Annotated in this window: 28 protein-coding genes; 17 read left to right on the top strand and 11 right to left on the bottom strand. The window is 67.5% G+C overall.

The window, feature by feature from the left end:
* The first annotated feature begins 26 nt into the window (after nt 1-26).
* Nucleotides 27-590 (top strand): DUF1993 domain-containing protein, encoded by a 564-nt coding sequence (locus H7V21_RS01115; protein WP_188054819.1) that lies wholly within the window; start codon nt 27-29, stop codon nt 588-590.
* A gap of 45 nt (nt 591-635) precedes the next feature.
* Here the strand turns inward: H7V21_RS01115 and H7V21_RS01110 are convergent, their stop codons facing one another.
* A complete protein-coding gene (locus H7V21_RS01110; protein ID WP_188054818.1) occupies nt 636-1,124 on the bottom strand; it encodes an SH3 domain-containing protein in 489 nt (162 codons plus the stop codon).
* A 96-nt stretch (nt 1,125-1,220) separates the two neighbouring features.
* On the opposite strand from H7V21_RS01110, the gene H7V21_RS01105 reads away from it, so the two are divergent.
* Entirely contained in the window at nt 1,221-2,219 is a 999-nt protein-coding gene (locus tag H7V21_RS01105; RefSeq protein WP_188054817.1) for a 2-hydroxyacid dehydrogenase, read from the top strand.
* Between the two features lie 31 nt (nt 2,220-2,250).
* Here H7V21_RS01105 and H7V21_RS01100 read toward each other — a convergent pair whose 3' ends face one another.
* The 3 genes from H7V21_RS01100 to H7V21_RS01090 form a co-directional block, all read right to left on the bottom strand.
* A complete protein-coding gene (locus tag H7V21_RS01100; RefSeq protein ID WP_188054816.1) occupies nt 2,251-3,654 on the bottom strand; it encodes an NAD(P)H-dependent flavin oxidoreductase in 1,404 nt (467 codons plus the stop codon).
* 68 nt (nt 3,655-3,722) lie between these two features.
* Nucleotides 3,723-4,853 carry a glycosyltransferase family 4 protein gene (locus H7V21_RS01095; protein WP_188054815.1) on the bottom strand — a complete coding sequence of 377 codons (1,131 nt, stop codon included), beginning with the start codon at nt 4,851-4,853 and terminating at the stop codon, nt 3,723-3,725.
* A gap of 56 nt (nt 4,854-4,909) precedes the next feature.
* A complete protein-coding gene (locus H7V21_RS01090) occupies nt 4,910-5,791 on the bottom strand; it encodes an alpha/beta fold hydrolase (protein WP_410482668.1) in 882 nt (293 codons plus the stop codon).
* An 18-nt stretch (nt 5,792-5,809) separates the two neighbouring features.
* Between H7V21_RS01090 and H7V21_RS01085 the strand changes: the two genes are divergently transcribed.
* The 10 genes from H7V21_RS01085 to H7V21_RS01040 all read left to right on the top strand — a co-directional run bounded on the left by H7V21_RS01085 (nt 5,810) and on the right by H7V21_RS01040 (nt 14,747).
* Nucleotides 5,810-7,183 (top strand): protein adenylyltransferase SelO family protein, encoded by a 1,374-nt coding sequence (locus H7V21_RS01085; protein ID WP_188054814.1) that lies wholly within the window; start codon nt 5,810-5,812, stop codon nt 7,181-7,183.
* Nucleotides 7,184-7,265: 82 nt separating this feature from the next.
* Entirely contained in the window at nt 7,266-8,681 is a 1,416-nt protein-coding gene (astD, locus tag H7V21_RS01080; RefSeq protein ID WP_188054813.1) for a succinylglutamate-semialdehyde dehydrogenase, read from the top strand.
* A gap of 27 nt (nt 8,682-8,708) precedes the next feature.
* Nucleotides 8,709-9,848: a zinc-binding dehydrogenase gene (locus H7V21_RS01075; protein WP_188054812.1), complete on the top strand. Its 1,140-nt coding sequence runs from the start codon at nt 8,709-8,711 to the stop codon at nt 9,846-9,848.
* Nucleotides 9,849-9,932: 84 nt separating this feature from the next.
* A complete protein-coding gene (cobA, locus tag H7V21_RS01070; protein WP_188054811.1) occupies nt 9,933-10,721 on the top strand; it encodes a uroporphyrinogen-III C-methyltransferase in 789 nt (262 codons plus the stop codon).
* A complete protein-coding gene (locus H7V21_RS01065; RefSeq protein WP_188054810.1) occupies nt 10,718-11,014 on the top strand; it encodes a DUF2849 domain-containing protein in 297 nt (98 codons plus the stop codon). The genes cobA and H7V21_RS01065 overlap by 4 nt, the downstream gene beginning before the upstream one ends.
* Nucleotides 11,015-11,067: 53 nt before the next feature.
* Nucleotides 11,068-12,699, top strand: coding sequence for a nitrite/sulfite reductase (locus H7V21_RS01060; protein WP_188054809.1), 1,632 nt, complete (start codon nt 11,068-11,070; stop codon nt 12,697-12,699).
* Complete coding sequence (locus tag H7V21_RS01055; RefSeq protein ID WP_188054808.1) at nt 12,692-13,090, top strand: RidA family protein; 399 nt, start codon at nt 12,692-12,694, stop codon at nt 13,088-13,090. The genes H7V21_RS01060 and H7V21_RS01055 overlap by 8 nt, the downstream gene beginning before the upstream one ends.
* On the top strand, nt 13,083-13,538 hold the full coding sequence (locus H7V21_RS01050; protein ID WP_188054807.1) for a DUF934 domain-containing protein: 456 nt from the start codon (nt 13,083-13,085) through the stop codon (nt 13,536-13,538). The genes H7V21_RS01055 and H7V21_RS01050 overlap by 8 nt, the downstream gene beginning before the upstream one ends.
* Nucleotides 13,531-14,310 carry a phosphoadenylyl-sulfate reductase gene (locus H7V21_RS01045; RefSeq protein WP_188054806.1) on the top strand — a complete coding sequence of 260 codons (780 nt, stop codon included), beginning with the start codon at nt 13,531-13,533 and terminating at the stop codon, nt 14,308-14,310. Before H7V21_RS01050 ends, H7V21_RS01045 begins: the two co-directional genes overlap by 8 nt.
* A 107-nt stretch (nt 14,311-14,417) precedes the next feature.
* Entirely contained in the window at nt 14,418-14,747 is a 330-nt protein-coding gene (locus tag H7V21_RS01040) for a hypothetical protein (protein WP_188054805.1), read from the top strand.
* A 6-nt stretch (nt 14,748-14,753) separates the two neighbouring features.
* Here H7V21_RS01040 and H7V21_RS01035 read toward each other — a convergent pair whose 3' ends face one another.
* Entirely contained in the window at nt 14,754-16,247 is a 1,494-nt protein-coding gene (locus H7V21_RS01035) for a replicative DNA helicase (protein ID WP_188054804.1), read from the bottom strand.
* A gap of 82 nt (nt 16,248-16,329) precedes the next feature.
* On the opposite strand from H7V21_RS01035, the gene H7V21_RS01030 reads away from it, so the two are divergent.
* From H7V21_RS01030 to dcd, 4 genes are read left to right on the top strand one after another with little or no spacing between them, the layout of a single operon-like run.
* Nucleotides 16,330-16,812, top strand: coding sequence for a UPF0262 family protein (locus H7V21_RS01030; protein ID WP_188054803.1), 483 nt, complete (start codon nt 16,330-16,332; stop codon nt 16,810-16,812).
* A gap of 4 nt (nt 16,813-16,816) precedes the next feature.
* Nucleotides 16,817-17,512, top strand: a complete 696-nt coding sequence (locus H7V21_RS01025) for a GH25 family lysozyme (RefSeq protein ID WP_188054802.1) — start codon at nt 16,817-16,819, stop codon at nt 17,510-17,512.
* Nucleotides 17,509-17,958: a cytidine deaminase gene (locus tag H7V21_RS01020; protein ID WP_188054801.1), complete on the top strand. Its 450-nt coding sequence runs from the start codon at nt 17,509-17,511 to the stop codon at nt 17,956-17,958. The genes H7V21_RS01025 and H7V21_RS01020 overlap by 4 nt, the downstream gene beginning before the upstream one ends.
* A 41-nt stretch (nt 17,959-17,999) precedes the next feature.
* Nucleotides 18,000-18,554: a dCTP deaminase gene (gene dcd / locus H7V21_RS01015; RefSeq protein WP_188054800.1), complete on the top strand. Its 555-nt coding sequence runs from the start codon at nt 18,000-18,002 to the stop codon at nt 18,552-18,554.
* A gap of 296 nt (nt 18,555-18,850) precedes the next feature.
* Here dcd and H7V21_RS01010 read toward each other — a convergent pair whose 3' ends face one another.
* The 5 genes from H7V21_RS01010 to H7V21_RS00990 all read right to left on the bottom strand — a co-directional run bounded on the left by H7V21_RS01010 (nt 18,851) and on the right by H7V21_RS00990 (nt 21,904).
* Nucleotides 18,851-19,222 carry a tetratricopeptide repeat protein gene (locus H7V21_RS01010; protein ID WP_188054799.1) on the bottom strand — a complete coding sequence of 124 codons (372 nt, stop codon included), beginning with the start codon at nt 19,220-19,222 and terminating at the stop codon, nt 18,851-18,853.
* 156 nt (nt 19,223-19,378) lie between these two features.
* Entirely contained in the window at nt 19,379-19,807 is a 429-nt protein-coding gene (locus H7V21_RS01005; RefSeq protein WP_188054798.1) for an ExbD/TolR family protein, read from the bottom strand.
* Between the two features lie 29 nt (nt 19,808-19,836).
* Nucleotides 19,837-20,313: an ExbD/TolR family protein gene (locus H7V21_RS01000; RefSeq protein ID WP_188054797.1), complete on the bottom strand. Its 477-nt coding sequence runs from the start codon at nt 20,311-20,313 to the stop codon at nt 19,837-19,839.
* A 91-nt stretch (nt 20,314-20,404) separates the two neighbouring features.
* The gene (locus H7V21_RS00995) at nt 20,405-21,193 is read right to left on the bottom strand and encodes a MotA/TolQ/ExbB proton channel family protein (RefSeq protein ID WP_188054796.1); all 789 of its coding nucleotides are present in this window, start codon (nt 21,191-21,193) and stop codon (nt 20,405-20,407) included.
* An 81-nt stretch (nt 21,194-21,274) separates the two neighbouring features.
* Entirely contained in the window at nt 21,275-21,904 is a 630-nt protein-coding gene (locus H7V21_RS00990; protein ID WP_410482667.1) for a TonB family protein, read from the bottom strand.
* 338 nt (nt 21,905-22,242) lie between these two features.
* On the opposite strand from H7V21_RS00990, the gene H7V21_RS00985 reads away from it, so the two are divergent.
* Nucleotides 22,243-23,025 (top strand): hypothetical protein, encoded by a 783-nt coding sequence (locus H7V21_RS00985; protein WP_262503944.1) that lies wholly within the window; start codon nt 22,243-22,245, stop codon nt 23,023-23,025.
* A 9-nt stretch (nt 23,026-23,034) separates the two neighbouring features.
* Here the strand turns inward: H7V21_RS00985 and H7V21_RS00980 are convergent, their stop codons facing one another.
* On the bottom strand, nt 23,035-23,406 hold the full coding sequence (locus H7V21_RS00980; RefSeq protein ID WP_188054794.1) for a dihydroneopterin aldolase: 372 nt from the start codon (nt 23,404-23,406) through the stop codon (nt 23,035-23,037).
* Between the last annotated feature and the right edge of the window lie 52 nt (nt 23,407-23,458).

The following is a 23,458-nucleotide window of genomic DNA, read 5'->3' as shown; positions in this document are numbered from 1 at the left end:
GCCATAGCCGCTGCTATGAAGCGGGAATGACGCCGAGCTCGCTCCTGCTCACCGGATGTGCCCAATCGCTACGCTGCCTGTCTGCCTGGCTCGACAAGGCCTGTGAGGAGGCGGACGATGCCGATGCGCTGATGGGGCTGCGGCTAGCGCCCGACATGTTCCCGCTGGCGTCGCAGGTCCGCTTCGCCTGTTTCCAGGCGCTCGAGCCCTGCTATCGGCTCGCGGGCCATCCGGTCGCGGACTCGGCCGTCGCGATCCGCAACGAAGGCGCCGCCGCCGGCGAGACGGCGGGCACATTCGCCGCCGCGCAGGCGCGGATCGCGGAAACGCTGACGATGATGGGCGCGATGGATCACGGGGCGATGGATGCGGGCGCACAGCGCGCGGTCGCGCTCGATCTGCCGATGGGGATGATCTTCGATTTCGAAAGCGGCGAGGCCTATGTCCGCGACTGGGCGCTGCCGCAATTCTATTTCCACCTCAACGCGGCCTATGCCGTCCTGCGGCACCACGGCGCGCCGCTCGGCAAGGTGGATTATGTAGCCTATGCCCTGCCGTGCCTGCGTCCGGGGACGGCGCCCGGAGGCTGACGCCAACGGTTCATGGCGCCGTTCCGGACCGGCTTCTGAGCGGCGTCAGGGAACGTCCTCGCCCGGATCGACTCCCCACAGCCGCGTCTGCTCGACATAGCCGCCGCGCCCGCGCACGTCGAACCAGCACCAGCCGCGCCCGCATTTGCTGATCCGGCCGACCACGCCCGCCTGCGCGCGCCAGTTGATGCGGGCATTCTCACGCGCGGCCGCGCGCATTTCCACCGTCGCGCCCACCACCATCGCGGTGCGCGTGTCGCTCAGCAGATTGACCTGCATCCAGCCTTGGGTGCCGTCCGGATCCTCGATCTTGCGCCAGTCGCCATAGATGTCGACGACACGGATCGGCAGGTCCTCGCGCACATAGAGCCAGATCGCCGGATAGTTGCGCCCCGGCCCGGTGCGCATCCGCGCCCGGCTGGCGGAGATCGACGCATAATAGGGCGGGCTGCGCTGCGCCTGCGCCTCGTCGTAGGAAACCGCGGCCAGTCCCAGCACGACGGCACCGAACGTGAGCCAACCCGAGATCCGCATGCCACCCCCTCGCGTGCCTTCGCCACGCGTCTACCGTGTCGGAGCGGCGGGCTTCAACCGTTGACTGCTTCGGCTCGTCCCGCCAAGCCGCTCATCATGGTACAGACAGCGCGCCCCTCCCGCCCGAAAGTTGCCGTGACTCGGCGGCTGCCCGAAGCGGTGGAGGCGCGCATGGCCGAGCTGTTCGACGCGGTGCCGCGCAGCGACGATTCGCCGCTCTCGCGCGCGCAGCTCGCCGCCGCCATGGCCGATACCGACGTGCTGGTCCCCACCGTCACCGACGTCATCGACGCGGGCCTGATCGAAGGCGCCGGAGAACGACTGCGGCTGATCGCCAACTATGGCGCCGGAGTCGATCATATCGATCTCGCCGCCGCGCGCGCCCGCGGCATCCTCGTCTCGAACACGCCCGGCGTGCTCACCGAGGACACTGCAGACATGACGCTGGCGCTGATCCTCGCCGTGCCGCGCCGGCTGGTCGAAGGCGATGCGCTGGTGCGCTCGGGCGAATGGGCCGGCTGGGCCCCCACGGCGATGCGCGGCCACCGGATCGGCGGCAAGCGGCTCGGCATCCTCGGCATGGGGCGGATCGGCGAGGCGGTCGCCCAGCGCGCCCGCGCCTTCGGTCTCCAGGTCCATTATCACAACCGCCGCCGGATGCCCGGAACGCTCGAGGCGCAGCTCGGCGCGACCTTCCACGACGATCTCGACTCGATGCTCCGCACGGTCGACATCCTGACGATCCACACGCCGCACACTGCGGAAACCGAAGGGCTGATCGACGCGCGCCGGCTCGATCTGCTCGGTCCCGAGGGCTGGCTGGTCAACACCGCGCGTGGCGAGATCGTCGATCCCGAGGCGCTGGTGACGGCGCTTGAAAGCCGCCGCATCGCGGGCGCGGGGCTCGACGTCTATGTCGGCGAACCTGCGGTCGACTCGCGGCTGATCGCGCTGCCCAACGTCGTACTCCTCCCCCATCTCGGCTCCGCCACCTTCGAGGGGCGCGAGGACATGGGGGCGAAGGTGATCGCCAACATCCGCGTCTGGGCCGACGGGCACCGCCCGCCGGATCAGGTTCTCGAAGGCTGGCTCTAGTCGGCGCCGGCCTGCCGCCGGCGCCCCCGGATCAATCGCCGGTAAGGATGCGGTCGACCAGTTGCTTCACGGTCGGCACGAACCCGTTCGAATAGAAGGGGTCCTTCTTGAAATTGAACGCCGCATGGCCCGCGAACATCAGATTCTCCTCGGGATCGCCGCCATGGGCGATGTCCTGCAGCGTCTTCTGGATGCAGAAGCTGCGCGGATCGGCGAGCCGGCCGGTCGAATTCGTCTCGGTGTCCGCCCAGCTCGAGAACTGGCACTGGCTGAGGCAGCCCATGCAATCGGCCTGATCCTTGCGGATCACTGCCTTCTCGTCCTCGGCGACGAATACGAGCGTGTTGTCGGGCGTCTTGAGCGCCGAAGTATAGCCGAGGCCGAACCATTCGCGCGCGCGCAGCAGATCGTTGCGCGTCACCCAGAAATTCCTGCCCTTCACGCCCACGTCGAGCTGGAAGGTGTGATCGCCCGCGCTTTCGGTCGAATAGGGGATCTGGCGTTCGCTGCGCGCCTCCAGGCTGCGCAGGAACGGGTTGCGCACCGCGCTCGAATAGAAGCCGGTCGGCGAGAAACGGTGGAGCAGCACGTCGCCCTCGTCGAGCGTCATCAGCCGCGCCTTCCATGCTTCGGGGATCGGGCTTTCCTGCGTCAGCAGCGGGCGGGTACCGAACTGGAAGGCGATCTGCCCCAGCTCGGGATTGTCGATCCAGTCGTTCCAGTCGCGCAGATACCAGACGCCGCCCGCCATCACGATCGGCACTTCGTCCGAGATACCGCCTTCGCGCATCACCTCGCGCAGCGCTTTCACGCGCGGATAGGGATCCTGCGGCTGCAACGGGTCTTCGGCGTTCGAAAGCCCGTTATGCCCGCCGGCCAGCCACGGATCCTCGTACACCACTGCGCCGAGCAGTTCCTGCGCTTTGGAATAGGCGCGCTTCCAGAGGGCGCGGAACGCGCGGCCCGAGCTGACGATCGGCAGATAGCTGACGTTATACTGAGTCGCGATCTCGGAGAGCTTGTACGGCATCCCCGCGCCGCAGGTCACACCCGCGACCAGCCCGCGCGTCCGCTCGAGCACGCCGTGAAGCACGCGCTGCGCGCCGCCCATTTCCCACAGCACGTTGATGTTGATCGCGCCCTTGCCGCCGGCGATGTCCCAGGCGCGCTGCACCTGCTGGACCGCGCCTTCGATCGCATATTGGATCAGTTCCTCATGCCGCTCGCGCCGCGTGAGCGCACGATAGACCTGGGGGATGATCTTGCCCTCGGCGTCGTAGCTGTCGGCGTTGACGGCGCTCACCGTGCCGATCCCGCCCGCCGCGGCCCAGGCGCCCGCGCTGGCATGGTTGGTGGCGGATACGCCCTTGCCGCCTTCGACCAGCGGCCACACTTCGCGGCCACCGTAGCTGATCGGCTTCAGACCCTTGAACAAACACTTCCTCCAGCAATCGATTTCGCCTGTGCTAGCCGCATGCCTCTTGAGAGGCGAGCGGTTTCGCCTTAGCCGAGCGCCCCCGGCCGGCCGAGCGCGGCGCTATACAGCGCTCCATATTCGGCGATCATTACGCTCTCGTCGAACAACGCACGGGCGCGCACACGGTTCGCCTCGCCCACCCGCGCGCGTTCCTCGGGATGTTTGACGAGCATCTGGATGCAATCGCGCAGGTTCACTTCGGCCCAGTCGGGGCTGATGTACTGCCTGTTTTCCGGAGCCACCATCCGTGAAATATCGCCGACCGGCGTCGACGCGACCGGCAGGCCCGCCGCCATCGCTTCCATCACCGAAATCGGCGCCTGCTCGCTCTTGGACGACAGGGCGAAGATGTCGAACAGCCCGACATAGCGATGCGGCTCGGAGACGAAGCCGGGCAGCAGCAGCTTGTCTTCCAGCGCATTGGCCTCGGCGGCGTCGAGGATCGCCTGCCGTTCCGGCCCTTCGCCGGCGATCACCAGCCGCACCCGTGCCGTCACGCCGGCAACCGCACGGACGAGCAGCGGCAGGTTCTTCACGCTGCGCAGGCCCGCGATCGTGCCGACGACCACTTCGTTCGGCTTTTTCGTGAATCCGGGAAGCACGCGCGGATCGGGCTTGCCGGCATAGCGCGCGACCGGGATGCCGTTCGCGATCCGCTTCACGCGCTCGCGCGGCTGCTTCCACGTGCCGAGCGCGATCAGCTCGAGCATTTCGGAGGGCACCACCAGCGCATTCGCGGCGGGCAAGGCGATCCGGCGATACATGTTGCGCACCGGGTTCAGTCCGCGTGCCTCGTCCTCGTTGAACCCGTCCTCGTGATGGACGATCGGCGGCAGCGCGCCGCCGGAGACGCGCGCCGCCATCACTCCGTCGATCGCGCCCCAGTTGTAGGTCAGCACCAGATCGAACCGCCTCAGAAATCCGGCGATCGCCTCATAGCGTTTGATCGAGGGCTTGCCGCTGAGCGGCGGCGGATTCTGCGCGATCTCGTAGTTGATATCCTTGGCGATATAGTCGCGCGCACCCAGCGCCTCGGGCACTGCCGAAACGATCGTGTGCCGGGCACGGTCGCCGAACGCGTTCATCAGCCGCACCGCGCGCAACTCCTTGCCGCCCGGATCGAAAGTGGAATGCAAGTGAAGGATGTGGATCGCCATGGCGGGCGCTTAGCGCGGCACAGGCGGCGACGGAAGTTCCCTCGACCGGCCGGCGGCTATGCCGCCATCACCTTCGCCAGCAGCCGGTCGATTCCCGCCGCCGCTTCCTGCTCCTCGAGCGTCGGCGCATGGCCGACCTCGGGCACCGTCACCAGCTCGGCTCCCGGCAGCCGATCGACCATGCGCTCGGCGACGCTCGCGGACAGGATATCGGAGCGGCCGCCGCGCACCAGCAGCAGCGGCTTGCCCTCCAGCGCGTCATAGGCGCGCCACATGTCCGGCCCCGCCTCGCTCCCCGGCAGCCGGAACGGCTCGGCGATCTTCATGTCATAGTCGAGCACGATCCGCCCGGCCGGAGTCAGCCGGTAGAGCTGCTTGGCCATCCGCAGCCAGTCTTCGATGCCATAGTGCGGATAGACGTCGCCATTCGCCTCGGCGACCGAGCGCGCCGCATGCACCCAGGTGGCATGCCACATCGGCTTGCCGACATAGGTGCGGATCCGCGCGAGCCCCGCCGGGTCGAGCTCGGGGCCCACATCGTTCAGCGCCGCGCCCGCGATCCGCTCGGGATGCGTCGACGCCAGCAGCATCGACAGGATGCCCCCAAGCGACGTGCCGATGGCCACGAACCGGGTGAGCTTCAGCTCGGCGATCAGCGCCTCCAGATCCTGAAGATAGGTGAGCGGCACATAGGTCATCGGATCCTTGGCATAGGCGCTCTCCCCGCGCCCGCGCAGTTCGACCACGATCACGCGCCATTCGCCCGCGTGCCGCTGCGCCAGCGCTTCATAGTCGCGCGCGTTGCGCGTCAGCCCGGGGATACACAGGATCGGCGGCCGGTCGTCGCGGCCCGGATAGTCGCGATAGTGGAGCCGCAGTCCGTCGTTGGACCACCAATAGCCATCCGCCCAGGCGGTCAGGTTGCGTCGATCGGACATCGCCCCCCATATCGCTGCATGGCCTTTTCCCCGCAAGCGTTCAGCTACACGCCCGAAGCGGCGATCCTCGAATTGGGCGAGCCCTTCTACGATCGCGTCGAAGCGGCGGCGTTTCCCAAGACCCTCCTGCGCTTCCGCAACGATCGCTGGTCGCCGGCGGTGGGGCTCGGAGAGCTGAGCGATGCACGCTGGGTCGCGCATTTCGGCCGGTTCGAGCCGCTGCCGGACACTCTGCGCGAGCCGCTGGCGCTCCGCTATCACGGCCATCAGTTCCGCGTGTACAATCCCGAAATCGGCGACGGGCGCGGCTTTCTTTTCGCCCAGCTTCGCGACGGGCACGGCCGACTGCTCGATCTGGGCACCAAGGGATCGGGCCAGACGCCGCACAGCCGATTCGGCGACGGGCGGCTGACGCTGAAGGGCGGGGTCCGCGAAGTGCTCGCCACCGAAATGCTCGAGGCGCTCGGTGTCGAGACCTCCAACTCCTTCTCGCTGATCGAAACCGGCGAAGCGCTGCATCGCGGCGACGAGCCCTCCCCCACCCGCTCGGCGGTGCTCGTGCGCCTGAGCCACAGCCATATCCGCATCGGCACCTTCCAGCGGCTGGCCTATCATCGCGACGGCGAGGCGATGGAGCGGCTGATCGCCTATGTCCTGCGCCATCTCTATGGGGAGGAGCCGGGCACCGACGGCGCAGTACGGCTGCTCGACCATGTCGTGTCGCGCACCGCCGAGCTGGCGGCGCGTTACATGGCGGCCGGCTTCGTCCATGGCGTTCTCAACAGCGACAACATCAACATCACCGGCGAGAGCTTCGACTATGGCCCGTGGCGCTTCGCCCCGAGCTGGGAGCCCGGCTTCACCGCCGCCTATTTCGATCACGCGGGCCTCTACGCTTTCGCGCGCCAGCCCGAGGCGATTCACTGGGACGCGATGCAGCTCGCCGTCGCGCTGCGGACGGTGAGCGAGGCACCGCCGCTGATCGAGGTGCTGGAACGCTTCGGCCCACGCTATCAGGAGGCGATACGTCGCGCGATGCTCTGGAGGCTCGGCGTGGAGCCGCGCGATTCCGCCGCCGACACCGCGCTGATCGAAGCGCTCGAAGCCGCGCTGCACGAGACGCAGGCGCCGATCGACCGCTTCTTCTTCGATGCATTCGCAGGCAGGCTGCCGGACAGCTATCCAGAGCCCTTCGCGCCCCTGCGCGCCGCGCTGGCGGAATACACCGCCCGCAAGCCTCGCGATCACCCCTATTGGTCCGATGCGGAACCCTGCTCGATGCTGATCGACGAGGTCGAGGCGATCTGGTCCGCGATCGATCGTGACGACGACTGGGCGCCTTTCCACGCCAAGGTCGCTGCCGTCCGCAGAATGGGCGCTGCGTTGCGTTAGGCCGGGAGCGTCAGGGGGTGTGGCGTCGCGCAGCTTTTTCGGGCAAGAGCAGCTGACCCCGGGGCACCCACACCAGAACAGAATGGCCGGACAGGAATATATCTCCACCGAACCCGCGACTGGCGCCGTGCTGTGGAAGCAGCGCGCAGGCGACGCAGACGCGGAAGTGACGATCGCTCGCGCGAGCTGGGCCGATTGGGCCGCGCGCCCGCTCGCCTATCGTATCGAGGCGCTGCGCCGCTTCGCCAATGTCGTGCGGCAGAAGAGCGACGCCTTCACCGATCTGATCGCGCGCGAAACCGGCAAGCCGCTGTGGGAAGCGCGTACCGAAGTCGAAAGCGTCATCGCCAAGGTCGACATCTCGGTCGCCGCCTATTCGGAGCGCACCGGCCAGCGCCGGATCGACGCGCCGATGAACACGCGTCTCGCGCTGCGCCATAAGCCGCACGGCGTGCTGGCCGTGCTGGGGCCGTATAATTTCCCGGCGCACCTGCCGAACGGCCACATCGTTCCCGCGCTGCTCGCCGGCAACGCCGTGGTGTTCAAGCCGTCGGAAAAGACGCCGGCGACCGGTGCGTTCCTGGTCGATTGCTTTCATGCGTCGGGAATTCCGGACGGCTGCGTGCGCCTGCTCGTCGGCGGGGCGGAGGAAGGCAAGGCGCTCGCCGCCCATCCCGATATCGACGGGCTGCTGTTCACCGGTTCGGCGAACACCGGCATCGCGCTCAACCGCCAGTTCGCGACTCGCCCCGAAAAGATCCTCGCGCTCGAAATGGGCGGCAACAATCCAATCGTGGTCTGGGGCACGCCCGATCTCTATTCGGCCGCGGTGCTGGTCATCCAGTCGGCCTTCACCACCGCCGGCCAGCGCTGCACCGCCGCGCGGCGGCTGATCGTCGACCAGACGCTGTTCGATCCGCTGATGACCGAGCTCAACAAGCTGATCGGCCGCCTCATCATCGCCGAGCCGCATGCCGATCCCGCCCCCTTCATGGGACCGGTGATCGACAATGACACCGCCGACATGCTCACCGAGAGCTTTCTCGCGCTCTCCACGCGCGGCGGCCGCCCGCTGCGGCACATGGAGCGCCCGATCGAAGGCCGCCCGTTCCTCACGCCGGGCCTGATCGACATGACCGACGCGAACGACAAGCCCGATGTCGAGCTGTTCGGCCCGATCCTCCAGGTGTTCCGCACCGACAGTTTCGAAGCGGCGATCGCCGAGGCGAACAACACCCGTTATGGCCTTTCGGCCAGCCTCGTCAGCCAGGATCCCAAGCTCTACGACCAGTTCTGGGCGAATATCCGGGCCGGCATCGTCAACTGGAACAAGCCCACCAACGGCGCCAGCTCGGCGGCCCCTTTCGGCGGCATCGGCTGGTCGGGCAATCACCGGCCCAGCGCCTATTATGCGGCGGATTATTGCGCCTATCCGGTCGTCTCCAGCGAAGCCGATCAGGCCCGCGCAGCGATCGGACTGGGCCTGCGCGACGCCTGAACAGGACGCGACAATGGGAGAGAAGCCATGACTCACGAACCCCTCACCGGCCTTGCGCTGCGCAGCGAGGCGCGTTCGGACGGAACGATGCTCCTGTCGCTGGCGCGCGAGACGATCGCCGAGCCCGGCCCCGACGAGGTCGTCGTGCGGATGGAAGCGGCGCCGATCAATCCGTCCGATCTCGGCCTGCTGGTCGGCACCGCCGATTCCTCGCGCGCGGTGCCGGGTCGTGACGAAAACGGCCCCACGCTCACCCTGCCGGTGGCCGAGGGCGCCTTCGCGCCGATGGCCGCGCGGCTCGACAAGCCGATGCCCGCCGGGAACGAAGGCGCCGGAACGATCGTCCGCGCCGGCGCGAACGCGCAGCAGCTGCTCGGCCGCACCGTCGCGCTCCTTTCGGGCCGCAGCTATTCGCAGTACGTCGCGGCGCGCGCCTCCGATTGTCTCGTCCTTCCCGAAGGCGCGACCGCGGCACAGGGCGCCTCGGCCTATGTCAATCCGCTCACCGCGCTCTCGATGGTCGAAACGATGCGGCGCGAGGGGCACGGTGCACTCGTTCACACCGCCGCCGCGTCGAACCTCGGCCGCATGCTCGCACGCATCTGCCTCGCCGACGGCGTGCCGCTGGTGAATATCGTCCGCAGCGATGCGCAGCGCGACATCCTGCGCGAGATCGGCACGCCGCACATCGTCGACAGCAGCAAGCCCGATTTCCGCGATCGACTGGCCGAGGCAGTCGCGCAAACCGGCGCCACGCTCGCCTTCGACGCGGTGGGCGGCGGCAAGCTCGCCAGCCAGATCCTGGTCGCGATGGAAACGGCGCTGCAGGCGCAGATGACCGAATACAGCCGCTACGGATCGCCGCGGCTCAAGCAGGTCTATATCTACGGCAGCCTCGATTTCGCGCCGACGATCATCAGCCGCCGCGTCGGCATGGCGTGGAGCGTGAGCGGCTGGCTGCTCACCTGGTTCCTGATGAAGCTCGATGCCGAGACCGCCGCCCGGCTGCGTCGCCGCGTCGCCGACGAGCTCACCACCACCTTCGCGAGCAGCTACACCGCCGAGATTTCGCTCGAGGAGGCGCTGCGGCCCGAGGTTCTCGCCGCCTATGATCGCAAGGCTACCGGCGAGAAATATCTCATCAATCCGAACAAGGGGCTCGGCTGAGGCGGCGCTGGCGAAAGCGCAGCTACCCCCGGCCCAAGCAACGCTCGATTGCGGCGAAAGCGCCGTGCGCCGATGTTCGGTGTCATGGCCACCTTGCTCGATCCCTCCGCACGCGGCCGCGTGATCCTCGTCGGTGCCGGCCCCGGCGATCCCGGGCTGCTCACCGTCCGCGCGGTTGAGGCGCTGCGCACCGCCGACGTGGTCGTCCACGACGGGCTGGTCGATCCGCGCGTCCTCGATCTCGCGCCCGCCGCCGCGCAGCGCATTTCGGTCGCCAAGCGCCGCTCGCGCCACAGCGTGCCGCAGGACGGGATCAACGCGCTGATCGTCGCGCATGTGAAGACGGGGAGCGTCGTCGTTCGGCTGAAGGGCGGCGATCCGTTCATCTTCGGCCGCGGCGGCGAGGAAGTCGAGGCGGTGCGCGCCGCCGGCCTTCCGGTCGAAGTGATCCCCGGCGTCTCGGCCGCGCTCGGCTGCGCCGCCGAGGCGATGCTGCCGCTCACCCATCGCGACTGGTCGAGCGCGGTCAGCTTCGTCGCCGGCCAGTGCAAGGGTCTGACCGATCAGGACTGGTCCGGGCTCGCCGGAAAGGGCCGCACGCTCGTCATCTACATGGGCGTCGCGACTGCGTCGGCGATTTCGGAAAAGCTGATGGCCGACGGTGTCGCGCCCGACATGCCGGTCGCGGTGCTCGAACGCGGCACGCTCGACGGCAGCCGGGCGATGCGCACGCTGCTCGCCGATCTCGGCCCGATGGTCGAGCGCGAGGCAGTGGCGAGCCCCGCGATCATCGTCGTCGGCGAGGTGGTCGCGCTGTCGGACGCGCAGGACAAGCTCGCCCGCTGGGCACGGGCTGCGGAGGCACTGGCATGAAGCTGTTGACCGGAAACGATCTCAGGACGGGCGACGTCGTCTGGTGGACCGGCGCCGGCTGGTCGCGCCATGTCGAGGATGCGACCGACGTCGGCGAGGAAGGCGAGGCGATCGCGCGGGCCGAGGAAGGCGCGCGGCGCGTCAACGTCCCCTATGTGATCGACGCAGTAGCGACCCCCGAAGGCCCCCGCCCCGCGCACATCAAGGATCGCGTCCGCGCGCTCGGCCCCACCGTCCGCCCCGACCTGACGCTCAAGCCCGCCGACCCGAATGCGGGGAGCTGGGTGATATGAGGGCTCTCTTCAATTCCTCCCCGAGCTAGCTCGGGGAGGATTTAGGAAACGCGATGTACAAATACGACCAGTACGACCAGTCGATCGTCGACGCGCGCGTCGCGGAATTCCGCGACCAGTGCGAGCGCCGCCTGTCGGGCGCGCTGACCGAGGATCAGTTCAAGCCGCTGCGGCTGATGAACGGCCTCTATCTCCAGCTCCACGCCTATATGCTGCGCGTCGCGGTGCCCTATGGAACGCTCGACAGCCGCCAGATGCGGATGCTCGCGCATATCGCGCGCAAGTATGATCGCGACTACGGCCATTTCACCACGCGTCAGAACATCCAGTACAACTGGATCAAGCTGGAGGACGCCGCCGACATCCTCGCCGATCTGGCGACCGTCGAGATGCACGCGATCCAGACGAGCGGCAATTGCATCCGCAACATCAGTTCGGATCAGTTCGCCGGCGCCGCCGCGGACGAAGTGACCGACCCGCGCCCCTGGGCGGAGCTGCTCCGTCAGTGGAGCACTTTCCACCCGGAATTCAGCTATCTGCCTCGCAAGTTCAAGATCGCGGTGATCGCCAGCGACACCGATCGCGCGGCGATGCGGCTGCACGACATCGGCATCCAGATCGTCGAGCGCGACGGCGCGCTCGGCGCAAAGGTCTTCGTCGGCGGCGGCATGGGCCGCACCCCGATGATCGCGCCCGAAATCAAGGACTTCGTGCCGTTCGCTGATTTCGTATCCTACCTCGAGGCGTGCCTGCGCGTGTACAATCGCTACGGCCGGCGCGACAATATCTACAAGGCGCGGATCAAGATCCTCGTCCACGAGATCGGTGCGGAGGAATATGCCCGCCAGGTCGAAGAGGAATTCGCCGCGATCAAGGCGCTCGGCATCGATCCGCCACAGGCCGAGTTCGATCGCATCGCCGCCTTCTTCGCCGATCCCGCGTTCGAAACGGGGCTGAGCGACGCGATCGACCGCACCGATCCCGATTTCGCCCTTTGGGTCGATCAGAACGTCCATGCGCACAAGGCGCCCGGCTATTCGGTGGTGACGATCAGCCTGAAGCCCGCCGGCGGCATCCCCGGCGACGCATCCTCGGCGCAGATGGACCTCATGGCCGATCTCGCCGAGCGCTACAGCTTCGACGAGCTGCGCGTGACGCACGCACAGAACATCGTCCTGCCGCACGTCCGCAAGGCCGATCTGCCCGCCGTCTGGCAGGCGCTGGCCGAGGCCGGACTCGCCGAGGCGAACCTCGATCTCATCAGCGACATCATCGCCTGCCCCGGGCTCGATTATTGCAGCCTCGCCAATGCGCGCTCGATTCCGGTCGCGCAGAAGATCGCGGGCCGCTTCGCCGATCTCGGCCGCCAGCGCGAGCTGGGCGAGCTCAAGCTCAAGATCAGCGGCTGCATCAACGCCTGCGGCCATCATCACGCGGGCCACATCGGCATCCTCGGCGTCGACCGCAAAGGCACCGAGAATTACCAGCTGCTGCTGGGCGGATCGGGCGCGGAGGACGTCAGCCTCGCGAAGATCACCGGCCCCGGCTTCGACGAGGACGGCATCGTCGACGCGGTCGAGAAAGTCACCGATGTCTATCTCGCCCGGCGCGAAGGTGGCGAGCGCTTCGTCGACACCTATCGCCGGCTCGGCATGGAGCCGTTCAAGGAGGCGCTTTATGGCTGACAAGTCCGCCATTACCCCGGAAAATCCGCACGCGCTGTACGAAATGCACGGCTATCGCGCAGCGATCCGTTCGGGCGACTTTCTGTTCGTCTCGGGCCAGGTCGGCGCGCAGGCGGACGGGTCGCCGGTGGAGGAGATCGAGGCGCAGATCGAACGCGCGTTCGAAAACCTGCGCGGCGTCCTCGCCGCGGCGGGCTGCGGCTTTGCCGACATCGTCGACGTGACGACCTTCCATGTCGATCCCGAATCGCAGTTCGAAGCGGTGATGAAGGTGAAGCAGCGCCTGCTCGGCGACGTGCCGGACCTCAACTGGACCGCGGTGGGCGTCACCTGGCTCGCGGGCTTCCGCTTCGAAATCAAGGTGATCGCGCGGGTGCCGAACCATGGCTGAGAATTTCGCCAATGGCAGCGGCGCGCAGCCGCAGCTGCGCTTCCGCGACGATGCGCCGCATGAGGAACCTGCGGTGACGCTCGACTCGTTTCTCGATCAGTCGAACGCCACGGCGGTGCGGCTCGAGACGGGCGAGGATGCCCGCGCGCTGCTCCCCTTCCTCGATCGGCTGGCGCTCGTCGAAGTGAGCTTCCCCACCTTCCGTGACGGGCGCGGCTATTCCGCCGGGCGCCTTTTGCGCGAAGCGGGCTACACCGGCGAACTGCGCGCCGCCGGCGACGTGCTGGTCGACCAGATCCCGTTCATGCGCCGCTGCGGGTTCGACAGTTTCGCCCCGGACGCGCCGATCGACGCGGGAGTGCTCGATACGGCGCTGGCGCGCTACGATCATGTCTATCAGCCAGCCGCCGGCGGGCGCGTGCCGGTATGGAAGCTCCGCCATGGCTGAGGCCGCACGCCGCCTTGTCGACCGCATCGATCCGCGGCCGCGCTTCACCGAGAGCGAGGCGGTGCGGCTGAACAATCTGTTCCGCGGCCGCGACACCGACGAGATGCTCCGCGTCGTGCTCGGCGAAGCGATGCTCGGCGATGTCGCGGTGGTATCCTCCTTCGGCGCCGAATCCGCCGCGTTGCTCCATCTCGTCGCTTCGGTCGATCGCTCGGTTCCGGTACTGTTTCTCGATACCGGCAAGCATTTCCCAGAGACGATCGCCTATCGCGACCGGCTGGCCGAGTTCCTGCGGCTCCGGGATCTGCGGATTCTCCAGCCGGACGCCGACTTGCTGGCGAAGAAGGACGAGACCGGGCTGCGCTGGTCCTATGATCCGGACGGCTGCTGCGAAATCCGCAAGGTGCTACCGCTCGAAGCCGCGCTGGCGGGGTTCGACGCCAGCATCACCGGGCGCAAGGCCTTCCAGGCGAGCACGCGCGCCGCGCTGCCCCGGTTCGAGCTGGATACCGCGAGCGCGGCCGGGCGGCTCAAGCTCAATCCGCTGGCAAGCTGGACGCGCGCAGATCTCGACGCCTATTTCGAGCGCCACGATCTGCCCCGCCACCCGCTGGTCGAACAGGGCTTCCCCTCGATCGGCTGCCAGCCGTGCACCAGCAAGGTGAAGCCGGGCGAAGATCCGCGCGCCGGCCGCTGGCGCGGCTGGGACAAGACCGAGTGCGGCATCCACACTCCGGTTGCCGACGGCGACCCGGATCAGCCTGCCTTCTAATCGCGCCGGCCCCTGGGGCTTGCCCGCATTGACGCTGCCCCGTTCCGAATCCTAGCCTGTCCTTCGAGCCGACGTCGTTCGTCGGCGCCAACGACAGGAGCGAGAGGATGGACCGGAAGACTCATGCCGAAGCAGCCGAGCTGCACGAAAATCTCGACTATATCGGCCTGCGGGCGCAGGCGACCTCGGTCGGCCTGGTCCAGCTCTGTGCCGAACTGGTCGCCGCAGGCGTGCTCGACGATGCGGCGATGGAGCGCGTGAAGCAGGCGATCCGCGCCGACATCCTCGTTTCGCGCCGCGTCCACGACCGCGCGGGTTTCGCCGAACTGCTCAAGGAGCGGCTCGATGCGATCTTTCCGCAGCCGGGCAACCCCTGCGCCCATGGCCGGATCGGCACTGCGGGCGAAATGGAATCGGCGCTCGCGCCCCGCGCCTGATCCGCGTCAGAACGCGTCGCGCGCCAGGTCGCTGAACTTGGTGAACTCGCGCTGGAAGCGCAGGTCGACGCTGCCAGTGGCGCCGTGGCGCTGCTTGGCGATGATCACCGTCGCCTTGTTCGCCACCTTCTGCTGGTGCTCGAACCAGATCTGGTATTTCTCCATCTCGTCGGCGGTGGAGTGCTCGTTCGGCTGCGGCGGCGCCTTGAAATCGTGATAATATTCGTCGCGATAGACGAACAGCACGATGTCGGCGTCCTGCTCGATCGATCCCGATTCGCGCAGGTCCGACAGCTGCGGCCTCTTGTCCTCGCGCTGCTCGACCGCGCGGCTGAGCTGCGAAAGCGCCAGCACCGGCACGTCGAGCTCCTTGGCCAGCGTCTTGAGGCCGCGGCTGATCTCCGAGATTTCCTGCACGCGCCCGTCGCCGGCGCTGCGGGCGCTGCCCTGCAGCAGCTGGAGATAGTCGACCACCACCATGCCGATCTTGTGCTGGCGCTTCAGCCGCCGCGCGCGCGTGCGCAGCGCCGCGATGGTGAGGCCCGGCGTATCGTCGATGAACAGCGGCAGCCGCTCGAGATTCGCGGCCGCGCGCGCGAATTTGGTGAATTCGTTGGTCGAGATATTGCCCGCGCGCAGCTTCTCCGACGAAATCTCCGATTGTTCGGCCAGAATGCGCAGGGCGAGCTGATCGGCCGACATTTCCAGGCTGAAGAAGGCGACCGGCGAGCCGATCGTCTTGCTCTCGTCGATCCCCATTTCCATGTCGTCGGCCCAGCGCATCGCCGCGTTGAACGCCATGTTGGTGGCGAGCGAGGTCTTTCCCATGCCCGGCCGTCCGGCCAGGATGATGAGGTCCGATCGGTTGAGGCCGCCGGTCATCGCGTTGAAGTCGGTAAGGCCGGTGGTCACGCCCGAAACGCCGCCGCCCGAATTCATCGCCCGCTCGGCCTGGCGCACCGCCATGGCCGCGGCGCGCGTGAAGCTCTTCACTCCGCCTTCGCTCTCGCCCTTTTCGGCAACCTCGTACAGCCGCAGCTCGGCCTTCTCGATCTGGCCCGAAGGGTCGATCTCCTGGCTGGTGTCGAGCGCCCCCTCCACCATGTCGCGCCCCACCGTCACCAGCGCGCGCAGCATCGCCAGGTCATAGATCTGGTCGGCAAAGGCGCGCGCGCCGATCAGCGCCGCCGGATTGGCGGTCAGCTGCGCCAGATAGGCAGTGCCGCCCAGTTCCTTCATCGCCGAATCCTCGGCGAACAGCGGCTTCAGCGTCACCGGATTGGCGACCCGGTTGTTGCCCACCGCATCGGCGATCTTCTCATAGATGCGGCCGTGCAGCGGCTCGAAGAAATGCTCGGGCGCAAGCCGCTGCATCACGTCTTCGGCGACGCGATTGTCGATCATCATCGCGCCGAGCAGCGCAGCCTCGGCCTCGATGTTCTGAGGCAGCTGCACGCTCTCGTCGTCGTTGTGCGGAGTAAGGGGGATCGGCTGGGCCATCCGCCCTCTTCGCCGATCCGCGCCGCTTCATCAATCGCCACGCCTTGTGGAAAACGGTGATTGCCCCGATAGGTGCGGCGCAATGGCCGATCCCCGCATCATCGACGTCAAGCTCGACGAGCGCACCATCCTGTGGCGCTCGGCCGATATCGAGCAGGAACGGCGAATCGCGATCTTCGATCTGCTGGAAGGCAATCATTTCGCGCCCCAGCGCGAGCATGCCGACGGCTACGCCGGGCCCTACCGGATCAACCTGCGCGTCGAGGAGGGCCGGCTCGCGATCGACATCATGCGCGAGGACGAAAGCCATCTCGAAACGCTCGTCATCGGCCTTGCCCGCTTCAAGCGCCCGATCCGAGACTATTTCGCGATCTGCGACAGCTATTATCAGGCGATCCGCAACGCCACGCCGCAACAGATCGAAACGATCGACATGGCGCGCCGGGGCGTCCACAACGATGCCGCGGAGCTGCTGAAGGAACGGCTGGAGGGCAAGATCGAGATCGATTTCGACACTGCCCGGCGCCTCTTCACGCTGATCTGCGTCCTCCACATCAAGGGCTGAGACGGTGGTTCCGCCGCGCATCCTTGCCCGGCGGTTGCGAATACTGGCGGGGATCACGCTGGCGCTCGCGCTGATCGCGCTCGTCGCCGCGCTGGCGGCGGTCACCTGGCGCCCGCCCTTCGCACAATATCCGGTGCAGGGAATCGACGTGCGCGAATCGCATGGGCGGATCGACTGGTTCACGCTGCGCGCGCACGGCGTGCGCTTCGCCTATGCCCGCGCCACGCTGGGCGCCGAGCGCCGCGACACGCGCTTCGCCGAATATTGGCGCGGCATGTACGAAGCCGGCATCCCGCGCGGCGCGATCCACGTCTTCTCGATGTGCCGGCTCGCCGCCGATCAGGTGCGCAATTTCGTCACCACCGTTCGCCCGACGCCCGAACAGCTGCCGCCGGCGGTCGAGCTCGATTTCCAGCCCGATTGCCCGGCGCGACCCGATCGCGCGGTGCTGGTGAACGAAGTGCGCATCCTGCTCGCCGGCGTCGAAGGCCATCTCGGCCGGCGCGCGATCCTCAAGATCCCGCACGACTTCGAACGCGCCTATCGGGTCAGCGAGGCCGTCCGGCGGCCGCTTTGGGCAATTCAGCCCCTCGCACCGCCCAATTACCTCGCCAGGCCCTGGACGCTGTGGCAGACGAGCAGCTTCCGCCGGATCGACGGAATGCATGAACCTGTGAACTGGAACGTACTGGCGCCATGAGCGACGTGACTCCCGAAGCCCTGATCGACGCCGCACGGCTGGCGGCGTCGCACGCACACGCCCCCTATTCCCGATTTGCGGTCGGCGCGGCCGTGCTGCTGGCCGACGGGTCGGTGGTTACCGGCACGAATTTCGAAAACGCCAGCTATGGCCTCTCGCTCTGCGCCGAGACGGTGGCACTGGCCACCGCCAATGCGCAGGGCCGGCTGCGCGACGTGGTGGCGATCGGCGTGGTCGGCGGCGCGATCACCGATGCCGGGCTCGCCGGCGACGCCCCGGTCCGCCCCTGCGGCCGCTGCCGCCAGATCCTCAACGAAGCCGCGCAGCTGGGGACCGGCGATCTTGCGATCCACTGCGCTTCGGGCGACGGCAACACGCTCGAGACGCACCGGCTGTCCGATCTGCTGCCCCACGCCTTCGGCCCCGCCGATCTCGGAATCGGCTGATCGCCGTTGACCGATCCGAACCCCGCCCGATAGATCGACCCATGGCCATTCTTTCCGACCGCTGGATCCGCGAACAGGCGCAGACGCGCGGCATGATCGAGCCGTTCGTCGAGGCGCAGCGGCGCGAGGGCTGCATCAGCTACGGCCTCAGCTCCTACGGCTATGACGCCCGCGTCGCCGACGAGTTCAAGATCTTCACCAATGTCGACAGCGCGGTGGTCGATCCCAAGGATTTCGCCGCGAACAGCTTCGTCGATCGCAAGACCGACGTGTGCGTGATCCCGCCCAACAGCTTCGCGCTGGCGCGGACGGTCGAATATTTCCGGGTGCCGCGCGACGTGCTGGTGATCTGCCTCGGCAAGTCCACCTATGCGCGCTGCGGCATCATCGTGAACGTCACTCCGCTCGAGCCCGAGTGGGAGGGCCATGTGACGCTCGAATTCTCGAACACCACGCCGCTTCCGGCCCGCATCTATGCCAACGAAGGCGCGTGCCAGTTCCTGTTCCTGCAGGGCAGCGAGCCGTGCGAGACGAGCTATGCCGATCGCGCGGGGAAATATATGGGTCAGCGCGGCGTGACGCTGCCGCGGCTCTAGCCCCGACGCCGCCCGAGGGTTCGACCAAGGCCTCTGGCGGCGCTGCGCAGCCGTCAACCGGGCAGTTCCAGGCCCTCCAGATTCGCGCAGCGGGCGATCCGCGCACACCGGAGGCGCCGAAGCCTCTCCCCCTGCGCCCGCTTCGCTCGGGCGCCCTCTCGGCGGCCCGATGACAACGCCTCGGCTGCACCGACCTTCTGAGCTAGTCGCGCCGGACTCGCTCCGCCGGGGCGGTTGCCGCAGCCCGGATTCCGGCGCGCCACCTCTCCTTGTGGGACGCGGCCTGCCCGCCCCGCTCAACGCCGGGCGAACTGCGCCGAATCGAGTCGGTCGAGCCCCGCACGGGCCAGCGCGTGCGAGCGGACGATCCGGCCGTTCGAAAGCTCCATCCAGATCTCGTCGGCGTCGAGAACGCGCGTGTAGAGCGCCCGCGCCTCGTCGGCACGGCCTGTCTGGCCATAGACGGCGGCAAGGTTGATCAGCAGCGGCGGATGGTCCGGGTTTGCGCGCAGCTGCGTCAGCAGCGCCGATTCCGCGGCGTCATATTCGCCGCCGAGGATGGTCTCGGCTGCGGCATCGGCGCTGGCGTGCATCTGCTGGGCCTGGACCGGCATCGCTGCGAAAGCGAGCGGCGCGGCGGCTGCGAGGCAAAGGACGCGAAGGCGCATGATACTCTCCTGTGTCGTGTTACTCTTCGATGACTCCCATGTTACAATTTAGTTGCACATACGCAAGCTGACGGCGCGCGGGCACAAAAAAAGAGGCGGCCCTAAGACCGCCTCTCCTTGGTCCGAACCCGAAGGTCCGAACGATCGTGCACTGCGTCAGAACGCGCCGCGATACTGCTCGTTGCCCACGAAGCCGAGCTTGTTCACGTTCGCGCGCTTGATGATCGCAAGCGCCTGGTCGACCGCCTCGTAGCGCGCCTGCGGATCGGGCTGGAAGTGCAGCTCCGGCTCCGGGCTCATCTGGACCGTGCGGTCGAGATAGAGGCGCAGCGTGACGTCGTCGATCTGCACGCTGTTCCAGAAATACCGGCCCTGCGGGTCGATATAGAGCTTGTTCTGATCCGGCTCGACGGGCGGCGGGGTGTTCTGGCCGCTGTCCTGCGGCAGATCGACCTTCACCGCATGGGTCTGGATCGGGATGGTGATGATGAACATGATGAGGAGAACGAGCATGACGTCGATCAACGGCGTCGTGTTCATCTCCATCATCGGTTCGCCGTCATCGCGGCCAGCGCTCATTGCCATAAGGCTTTACTCCTTCGATACGCCGCGGATCAGAGCGCGGGGGCGCCGCCCGGCGCCGGCTCCGAAATGAAGCCGACGCGCGCGAAGCCCGCCTGCTGCATGGTGAAGATGGTGCCGCCGATGCAGCGGTAGGGCGTGTTCACATCGCCGCGGATATGCACTTCGGGAAGCTCCAAGCCCGGCGCATTGACGCCGCCCTGACGCTCGATCTCGGTTTCGAGCTTCTCGACGCCACGCTCGAGCAGTTCGCCGCTGGTCACCGGGGTAAGGCCCCAGAACACTTCGCAACCCTCGGCGTTGCCGCGGACGGAGAGCGACACATTCTCAGGCTTGGTGGTCGTCGGCTCGAACTCCACTTGCGGCAGGTTCACCTCGACCGTCTGGATCACGACCGGAACCGCGATCAGAAAGATGATCAGAAGCACCAGCATCACGTCCACTAGGGGCGTGGTGTTGATGTCCGACAAGGGGGCGTTATCGTCGCCGCCGCCAACGCTCATCGCCATTGCGCGCTATCCTATCCTTCAATCCTTGAACTGCCGGGACTTCCGGCAGCGTCGGGGCCACGCGACCGCGCGGCCCCGTATTCACGTCGGCTTACGCGCGGGTCTGCACGCCGCCGGCCTGGCCGGCCGTCGCGCTCTTCGTGGCCGGCTTGGCGCCGCCGCGAACGGCCACTTCCGGACGCACGCGGCCTTCGGAGGCCATGTACCCCAGCACGTCGTTCGAGAAGGCGTTCAGGTCTTCCGCGATCGCCTTGTTGCGGCGCTGCAGGAAGTTGTACGCCAGCACAGCCGGAACCGCGACGACGAGGCCGAGCGCGGTCATGATGAGCGCCTCGCCCACCGGACCCGCGACTGCGTCGATCGAGGCCTGGCCGGCCGCGCCGATCTTGATCAGCGCGCGATAGATGCCGACCACGGTACCGAACAGCCCGATGAACGGCGCCGTCGCGCCGGTCGTGGCGAGGAACGCCAGGCCGCCGTTGAGGTCCGAGTTGATCGACGCTTCCGAACGGGCGAGCGAGCCGTGCAGCCAGTCGTGGGCTTCCACCGGATCCTTCAGCTGCGGATACTGCTCCTGCGCCTGGATGCCGTCGTCGACGATCTGGCGATAGGCCGAGTTCTTGTCGAGCTTGGCCGCGCCTTCGCGCAGGCTGTTCGATGCCCAGAAGCTCTTACGGACGCGCTTGGACTGGTTGATGATCTTCTGCTGCTCGAACAGCTTCGTGAAGAAGATGTAGAGCGAGACGAACAGCATCAGCACCAGGATGCCGAAAGTCGACTGAGCGATGATCCCGCCCTCGCGAAGCGCGGGGCCCAGACCATAGGGGTTTTCGCCGGCCGGAGCGGCCGCGACGCCTGCGGCGAGAATTGTCGTGAGCATGTTCTCTTCTTTCCTCTGATATGTAAGCGCTTGGTCGTTGCACTCTCCGGCGGGCCACGCTGTGGCGCGCCGGCCACTCAGTTACCGACGTTGCAGTTCCCAGCGCACCGTCTGGGTACGCGTTTCGGCGATCCGGTTTCCGTTCTGATCCTCTGCGGGCCGGAAACGGAAGCGGCGCTGGAGCAACGAGCAGGTCGTCGAATCGAGTGTCGAAGAGCCGCTCGAATTGACCACCGAACAGGAGCTGACGCGACCATCCGTACCGATGGTGTACCGGACCGTGGTGGCACCCTCGTCCCCGGCGCGCTGCGCGGCCGACGGATAATCGTCGTTCGAAATCGAGCCGCTGCGCAGTTCCGCGCGCTGGGCCACCCGCGGCGGAGGCGGGGGAGGCGGCGGCGGAGGCGGCGGCGCGGGCGGAGCCGGCGGCGCGGGCGGTATCGTCGGCTGGGCCGGCGGAATGTTGAAGTCCGTGCGGACGGGGGGCGGCGGCGACGGCACCTGCACGATCGTCTTGGGAACGACCACGGTGGTGGGCGGCGGCGGCACAGGCGTGTCCGGCGGCGGCGGCGGAGGCGGAACCTCCTCCGGCGGCGGCGGCGGCTCCTCGATGTCAAACGTCTCCAGGTCCTCCTGGATCTTCTTGACATACTGATAAGCCAGGCCGGTGACGAAGGCATATCCGAGGCCAGCCACGATCAGCGCGACCATTACGATCGCGACGATCCTGCTGCCACTTGTGTTCCGGTCAGCGTAAGCCATTCGGCGACGTCACTCCTCTATCCCCGTCATGCGGGTCCCGGTAGCCCGGGTTATTGCAACCCACGCGTGAACCCACCTGCCGATCGCACTCCTGCGTCCGGCGGCAGAGCGCGAGTTTCTATCGTGGCGACCCGAGGGACGCAAACGCTTTGTCGGACGCAGCACACGTAACGTCGGCGGGTGGCAGATTTATTTCTGTATCCAGGCGTTGTGATCGCGTAACGCCAGAAACCATGATCCGTATCCCGAGCCTCCTCTTTTCTGCTGCGTTTGCCGCTACGGCACCCGTGGCTGCGAGTGCCCAACCCGCGCAAATCGCGGCGGATTCTCCAGCGCTTCCCGGCTATGGCGAGATCGCCGGCCAGGTGCTCGGCGCCCCGCTGATCGTCGACGCGACGGTCCGCAGCACGGCCACGATCCGCGGCGCGGAAGCGGCCGACGTGCCGCCCGGCCGAGTGCGCTATTATGTCACCGCCGATGTGAACGCGCTGATCCGCGGCACCACGGGTCTGCCGGCGCGAATCGGCTATCTCGTTGATGTACCGCTCGATTTCCGCGGCCGTCCGCCCCGGCTGCGGCGCGAGCGCGTGTTGGTGTTCGCGCGTCCCGTTTCCGGACGTCCCGATCAGCTCCAGCTCACCGGCCTCGACGGCCAGCGCCCGTGGAGCCCCCCGCTCGACGCCATGGTCCGCTCGATCGCGCGCGAGGCGGTTTCTCCGGACGCGCCTCCCGAAATCATCGGGATCGGCAATGCCTTCCACGTTCCCGGGACGCTGCCGGGCGAAGGCGAAACCCAGATCTTCCTGCGGACGGCGAACGACGATCCGATCTCGCTCCAGATCCTCCGCCGGCCCAATCAGGCGCCGCGCTGGGCGGTCTCGCTCGGCGAGATCGTCGATGATTCGGCCGGTCCGCCGCAGCGCGACACCTTCCTCTGGTATCGGCTCGCCTGTGGTCTGCCGCCCGAATTGCCCGAATCGGCGATCGCCGCCGAATCGCCCATGACGGCGCGGGTCGCGCGCGAGGATTATCGGCTGGTGCTGCGCGACCTCGGCCCCTGCCGAGGCTGAGCTCCGGCCTCAGCGCCGGTGACGCACCATCGTGATCCCGATCGATTCGCCCTGTTCGGCGATCGCCAGCTTCACGATGCGGATTTCCACGCGGCGGACGCGCGCGTCGCCTGCGAACAGCGTCTCGGCGATATGCTCGGCGACGCCTTCGATCAGCGTGAAATGCACGTCTTTCGGCAGCGCGGTGGTGGCCGCGTGCTTCAGGTCGAGATAGCTTTTCGAGGCGCTGAGCGGCGTGTCCGGCGCGAAGCGCTCGGGCATGTCGAGATCGGCGGTGATCGAGATGCGCAGCGGCTGCGGCAGGTGCGTCTCTTCGGAATAGACGCCGGTCAGGACGCGGACTTCCAGATCATGGACCTGGAGCTGGAGTAGGTCGGGCAATCGCGGGCCTTTCGCGCGAGGTTCGCCCGCGCCCTTAGCAGAAGTGTCCGTC

It is taken from the genome of Sphingosinithalassobacter sp. CS137 (assembly GCF_014334115.1).
GTDB lineage: Bacteria > Pseudomonadota > Alphaproteobacteria > Sphingomonadales > Sphingomonadaceae > Sphingomonas.
This window is presented reverse-complemented; position numbering and strand designations above follow the sequence as displayed.